Below are 5,002 nucleotides of genomic sequence, written 5' to 3' on the forward strand. Positions count from 1 at the left end.
GCCCGCGCGGCGCTGCGGCTTCCCGGCGCGGACCTCGCGCCCGACTCCAAGACCGTGGTCAGCGGCTACTCGCAGGGCGGTGGTGCCGCCGCCGCGGCCGGGGAGATGCAGCCGGACTACGCACCCGACGTGAACCTGGTCGGCATAGCGGCCGGGGCGCCGCCGTCCGACATGCTCGGCACGCTCGACCGCGTGGACGGCGGCCTGCTCACCGGCGCGGTGGGGTACGCGATCAACGGCATCCTGCAGGTTCACCCCGAGCTGCGTCCGGCATTCGACCGGCATCTCAACGCCGAGGGGCAGCGCATGCTCGAGGTGACCGCCGGGCAGTGCGTCGCCGAGACCGCGTTCGCCTACGGCCTGAAGCGCACGAACGAGTTCACCGTGGACGGCCGCTCGCTCGGCGACGCCGCCCGGTCGGAGCCGGAGATCGTCCGGGTGTTGGAGGGCTACAACCTGGGCAGGGTCGCGCCGGCGGTGCCGGCGCTGGTCATGATCGGCGGGAACGACGACGTCGTGCCGCACCACACGGCCGTCGACCTCGTCCGCGACTGGTGCGAACAGGGCACCACCGTGGAGCTGCGGACGGCCGAGGTGCCGTCGATCGCCCCCGGCCTGGTGATCGACCACGCCATCCCGATGCTCTCCGAGCGGTCCACGAACGCCCGCTACCTCCTGGACCGCGTCCTCGACCGCCCGGCGCCGAGTTCCTGCGGGGCGGTCTGAGGCGGCCGGCGCGAACCGGGCCGGGCCGGGGCGGGCCCGCCCCGGTTCAGGGCAGGTTGTGGTGGAACGCCTGCTGCTGGCTGAGGCGGTCGATCCGCCAGCCGTCATCCGTACGGACGAAGTCGAGCACGTACCAGAGCCCGTAGAAGAACACCTGCTGGTCCTTCTCCTCCACCGGCTTCAGCGCCATCGGGTTGAAACACATGCAGCGCCCGGTGGCCGAGTCGCCGTCCAGGCCCACCTCGAGGTTGCCCATGAGGTGCTGCGTGGCGGAGAAGATCGGCAACATCTCGGCCAACCACGCGCGCACCGCCGGGTAGTCGTCATCCGGGCCGCCGGACGCGGCGTAGCTCACCCGGGCGTCCGGGGTGAACACCGTGTCCAGCCCGTCGAAGTCCCGCGAATCGATGCAGGTCGCGTACGTGGTCATGAGGTCCTGCAGGTCCCAGCGATCGGATAGTTCGACCAGTGTTCGGCTCATGCTCCCTACGCTAACGTGAGCCCTATGCAGTACGAGGAGGAAGTCCGCGCCCGCGAGGCGATCGAACAGCTCAAGTACCGGTACTGGCGGGCCTGTGACGCCAAGGATCCCGAGGGCTTCCGGTCCTGCTTCGTGGCCTCCGGTGGCGTGCTGGACTTCGGCCCCCTCGGGCGGACCGACCCGGACACGATGGTCGGGGTCTTCCGTCAGATCGCACTCGCGACCGCCTCCGACGGCGGCCCGCGGATCCTCGACATGCACCACGGCTTCATGCCGTCGATCGTCGTGGAGGGCGACGGACCGAGCAGCCCACCGCAGCGCGCCACGGGGACCTGGACCCTGCAATTCCGCCAGGTGGACCGGGACAAGGGCACCGAGACGCTCTCCACCGGCGAGTACTCGGATGCGTATGTCATCGAGGACGGCCGCTGGGTGATGGCCGAGTGCCTGTTCACCCCGGGCTGGTCGGTCACCCGCACCCTCGACGACGCCACCGTGACCTACCCCGAGGTCCACACCGTCCCGGGTGCCGCCACCGCCGGAGCGGACTCGTGAGCGCCCGCGTCGCCCTGGTGACCGGTGGCAGCCGCGGAGTCGGACGCGGTGTGGCCACCGCACTCGCGCAGGCCGGGTGGACGGTCTACGTGACCGGCCGGTCCGCCGAGAGCCTGCAGGGCACGATCGACGCGGCCTCCGGCGCCCCGGGCGAGATCCGCGCACTCGAATGCGACCACTCCCGGGATGACGAGATCGTCGCCGTCGTCGCCCGGATCGCAGACGAGACCGGACGCCTGGACCTGCTGGTCAACAACGTGTGGACCAACCCCAAGGGCTTCATGGGGTTCAACGGCAAGTTCTGGGAGCGGCCCGCTGGCGACTGGGACGCCCTCATGGGCGTCGGACTGCGCGCGCACTACGTCGCCAGCTGCGAGGCCGCCAAGGTGATGGTGCCGCAGGGCTCCGGGCTGATGGTGAACATCTCGTCGTTCGGTTCTTGCGCACCGTTCCACACCGTGCTCTACGGGATGAGCAAGACCGCCCTCGACAAGATGGCCTCCGATATGGCGCACGAACTCGCCGGCACCGGGGTCTCCACCCTCTCGCTGTGGTTGGGCCTCATCCGCACGGAACTGCTGCTGTCGCTGGGGATGGACGACTTCAACGGCTTCCCGCTGGACCGCGCCGAGGACCCCACCTTCGTCGGACGGGTCATCGCCGCCCTCGCCGACGACCCCGACCTGGCCCGGATGAGCGGCTCGACCGTCATCACCGCCGAGTACGGGCGCGAGAAGGGGATAAGGAACGACGACGGCGAGGTCCCCCTGTCGCACCGCGGAGCGTTCGGCGGGGGTCCGCTCTTCCCGCCGGTGACGGACGAGCAGCTGGGTCTGGACACGGTGGACGAGGTGGCCGCGGCGGGCGGTCACAACGGGTTCGGCGGGCGGTAGGGATGACATCCGGCGACCACGGGGACCACAGCGCCCACGGAGACCACAGCGCCCACGGGGACTTCGACGACCCGCTCGAACGCCTCGAGCGGAACGAGCGGCAGGCCAACCAGGCCTTCCGGTACGTGCTGCTGTCGATCGTCGCGATCGTGGTCATGGCGACCGTGATCGTGATGCTGGAGGGCGGCATTGACGAGGAGTGCACGGACGAGGGGGCGCTGTGTATGACCGCCGACCGCGTCGAGGTGGTCGTCCTGCCGCTGCTGCTGTCGGTCATCCTGGCGGTGACGGCGGGCGTGACGACCTACCGGCGGTGGAAGCAGCGCATCCGGTGGCGGCCGTGGCTGTACGCGACCTATGCGATGTGGATGGTCACCACGGCGTACCTGATCGTCTCGTCCTCGGCGGTGTTCGTCCGGGCCGGCTGAGGGCGGCCACCTCCCCGGAGACCCCGCCCACCACGACATCCGCTACCCGGATTCCGGATCGGCTACCCGCACGGGAATAGCGGATCCGGAATCCGGGTAGCGGATTCGGGGCCGGGCCGGGGCCAGATTCGGGGCCGGGGCCGGATCTGGGGCCGGACTCAGGGGACGATGTTGACCATCTTGCCCGGCACCACGATGACCTTCTTCGGCGCCGCCCCGCCGAGATTCTCCTGCACCTTGGCATCCGCCAGGGCCGCGGCCTCGACGTCCGCGGGCGTGGCGTCGGCGGGAACGGTGATGCGCGAGCGCACCTTGCCCTTGATCTGCACCGGGTACTCGACGGAGTTCTCGACCAGGTAGGACTCGTCGTGCTCGGGGAACGGCCCGTGGGCGAGCGACCCGGTGTGCCCGAGCCGCGACCACAGTTCCTCGGCGAGGTGCGGGGCGACGGGCGCCACCATGAGCACCAGCGGCTCGACGACCGAGCGTGGGGCGCCCGGCCCCTCGGTCGGGTACGTCTTGGTCAGGGTGTTGACGTACTCGATGAGCTTGGCGATCGCGGTGTTGTCGCGCAGCCCGGCGAAGTCGTCGCGGACCCCGGCGATGGTCTTGTGCAGCGCCTTGAGCACGTCCTCGCCCGGCGCGCCGTCCGCCGGCTCGGTGTCGGTGACGCGGACCTCGCCGGTGGTCTCGTCGATCACCACGCGCCAGAGCCGCTGCAGGAAGCGGTGCGCGCCCACGACGTCCTTGGTGGCCCAGGGCCGGGAGGTGTCGAGCGGGCCCATGGACATCTCGTACACGCGCAGGGTGTCGGCGCCGTAGGAGTCGCAGATCTCGTCCGGGGAGACGGAGTTCTTGAGCGACTTGCCCATCTTCCCGTACTCCTGGAACACCTCGATCTCGGCGGCGCCGGCGGAGGTGTCGGTCCAGAAGAATTTCCCGTCGCGCTCGGTCACCTCGGCCGCCGGCACGTAGACGCCACGGGCGTCGGTGTAGGCGAAGGCCTGGATGTAGCCCTGGTTGTACAGGCGTCGGTAGGGCTCCTCGCTGGTGACGTGGCCCAGGTCGAACAGCACCTTGTGCCAGAAGCGGGAGTAGAGCAGGTGCAGCACGGCGTGCTCGACGCCGCCGACGTAGAGGTCGACGCCGCCCGGGTCGTTCGCGCCGTGGGTCTCGGGCCGGGGCCCGGTCCAGTAGCGCTCGTTCTCCAGGGCGCACAGCTGCTCGGAGTTGGTGGGGTCGATGTAGCGCAGCTGGTACCAGCTCGAGCCGGCCCAGTTGGGCATGACGTTGGCGTCGCGGGTGTAGGTCTGCAGGCCGTCCCCGAGGTCGAGCTCGACGGTCATCCAGTCGGTGGCCTTGGCCAGCGGCGGGGACGGCACGGAGTCGGCGTCGTCGGGGTCGAACGAGACGGGCTTGTAGTCCTCGACCTCGGGCAGCTCGACGGGCAGCAGCTCGTCGGGCAGGGCGTGGGGCACGCCGTCGGAGTCGTAGACCACCGGGAACGGCTCGCCCCAGTAGCGCTGGCGGGCGAACAGCCAGTCGCGCAGCTTGTACTGGATGGTGCCCTCGCCGGTGCCCTGGCCCTCGAGCCACGCGATGGTGGCGGCCTTGGCCTCGTCCACGGCCAGCCCGTCGAGCACCAGCCCGCCGGAGTTGGTGGAGTTCACGGCCACGCCGTCGCCGGTGAAGGCCTCGGCCTGCACGTCGATCTCCGAGCCGTCCGCCGGCGCCACGACCTGCACGATGGGCAGGCCGAAGGCTCCTGCGAACTCGTGGTCGCGGGCGTCGTGGCCGGGCACGGCCATGATCGCGCCGGTGCCGTAGCCCATGAGCACGTAGTCGGCGACGAACACGGGGATCTGCTCGCCGTTGACCGGGTTGATGGCGTTGACGCCGAGGAAGACGCCGGTCTTCTC

At 70.4% G+C, this 5,002-nt stretch carries 6 protein-coding genes; 4 read left to right on the plus strand and 2 right to left on the minus strand.

Features of this window, described 5'->3' with window-relative positions; all coding sequences use genetic code 11:
* Positions 1-726 (plus strand): lipase family protein (locus G6023_RS00325; protein ID WP_241727580.1); only part of this gene is annotated, 726 nt, incomplete at its 5' end.
* A gap of 46 nt (positions 727-772) precedes the next feature.
* Here G6023_RS00325 and G6023_RS00330 read toward each other — a convergent pair.
* Entirely contained in the window at positions 773-1,207 is a 435-nt protein-coding gene (locus G6023_RS00330; protein ID WP_067720117.1) for a nuclear transport factor 2 family protein, read from the minus strand.
* Positions 1,208-1,231: 24 nt separating this feature from the next.
* On the opposite strand from G6023_RS00330, the gene G6023_RS00335 reads away from it, so the two are divergent.
* Genes G6023_RS00335 through G6023_RS00345 form a run of 3 tightly spaced genes read left to right on the plus strand, consistent with a single transcriptional unit; the run spans position 1,232 to position 3,083 of the window.
* A complete protein-coding gene (locus G6023_RS00335) occupies positions 1,232-1,762 on the plus strand; it encodes a nuclear transport factor 2 family protein (protein ID WP_067720119.1) in 531 nt (176 codons plus the stop codon).
* Entirely contained in the window at positions 1,759-2,655 is an 897-nt protein-coding gene (locus G6023_RS00340; RefSeq protein WP_067720121.1) for an SDR family NAD(P)-dependent oxidoreductase, read from the plus strand. Before G6023_RS00335 ends, G6023_RS00340 begins: the two co-directional genes overlap by 4 nt.
* Positions 2,656-2,657: 2 nt before the next feature.
* Positions 2,658-3,083: a hypothetical protein gene (locus G6023_RS00345; protein WP_067720124.1), complete on the plus strand. Its 426-nt coding sequence runs from the start codon at positions 2,658-2,660 to the stop codon at positions 3,081-3,083.
* A 158-nt stretch (positions 3,084-3,241) separates the two neighbouring features.
* Here the strand turns inward: G6023_RS00345 and G6023_RS00350 are convergent.
* Positions 3,242-5,002 (minus strand): class I tRNA ligase family protein (locus G6023_RS00350; RefSeq protein ID WP_182633795.1); only part of this gene is annotated, 1,761 nt, incomplete at its 5' end.

This window comes from Dietzia sp. DQ11-71 (genome assembly GCF_014144995.1).
In the GTDB taxonomy this organism is placed as follows: Bacteria; Actinomycetota; Actinomycetes; order Mycobacteriales; family Mycobacteriaceae; genus Dietzia; species Dietzia kunjamensis.

Coding starts and splice junctions, on each gene's coding strand:
- G6023_RS00330 (WP_067720117.1), bottom strand. CDS start 1,207: ATGAGCCGAACACTGGTCGAACTATCCGATCGCTGGGACCTGCAGGAC.
- G6023_RS00345 (WP_067720124.1), top strand. CDS start 2,658: ATGACATCCGGCGACCACGGGGACCACAGCGCCCACGGAGACCACAGC.
- G6023_RS00335 (WP_067720119.1), top strand. CDS start 1,232: ATGCAGTACGAGGAGGAAGTCCGCGCCCGCGAGGCGATCGAACAGCTC.